The organism is Oleiphilus sp. HI0086, from assembly GCF_001635225.1.
In genome coordinates this window covers 1-531 of the sequence record NZ_LWFZ01000420.1, presented here as the reverse complement: position 1 = coordinate 531, position 531 = coordinate 1, and the positions used below count along the sequence as shown (strand labels likewise).

General features: G+C 46.7%; 1 protein-coding gene and 1 pseudogene. Both read left to right on the top strand.

Annotated features, from left to right (window positions below; genetic code table 11):
- A partial coding sequence (locus A3756_RS27335) for a hypothetical protein (RefSeq protein ID WP_197481185.1) occupies positions 1 to 189 on the top strand: 189 nt, incomplete at its 5' end.
- 20 nt (positions 190 to 209) lie between these two features.
- A pseudogene (locus tag A3756_RS05135) lies at positions 210 to 531 on the top strand (hypothetical protein); the annotation flags it as partial.

The window sequence follows — 531 nt, the reverse complement described above, 5'->3', positions numbered from 1 at the left end:
ATCATGATGGGAACGGGCACAGGTTCTGAAGTAATGCAGCGTATTGCAGGGCCCATGATTGGCGGCATGATCAGCACCTTGGCCTTGAGTTTGATGTTAATTCCCGCGATTTTTTATGTGTGGAAACAGGTAACGCTCAAAAAAGAGAACAGTGACCTCACAGAAAACGATTCACAACTATCAAAATAAACACAGAAAGGATAATGAAAATGAAACTATCACTAACGAAATCAATAACTGGCTTTGCAGCTATCAGCGCAATCCTAATCACAGCTGCATGCGCAAATCATAGTCATGATGATGGCACAGGCCATATGCATGGCGAGAACCATATGTCAGCGGGAGATGGCCAGCACGATCACCACAAAATGATGCAAGAAAAGCATATGGGCGATACAGGAGGCCACGGTCACATGGGCGGTGAAATGAAGGAAGGTATGCATGGCGGACATCATGGAGAGGAACATGGCGCTCATGGTGGACACCATGGCGGGTCATTGGCGGGTAATCCTGGACAAGAAAATGATGTAG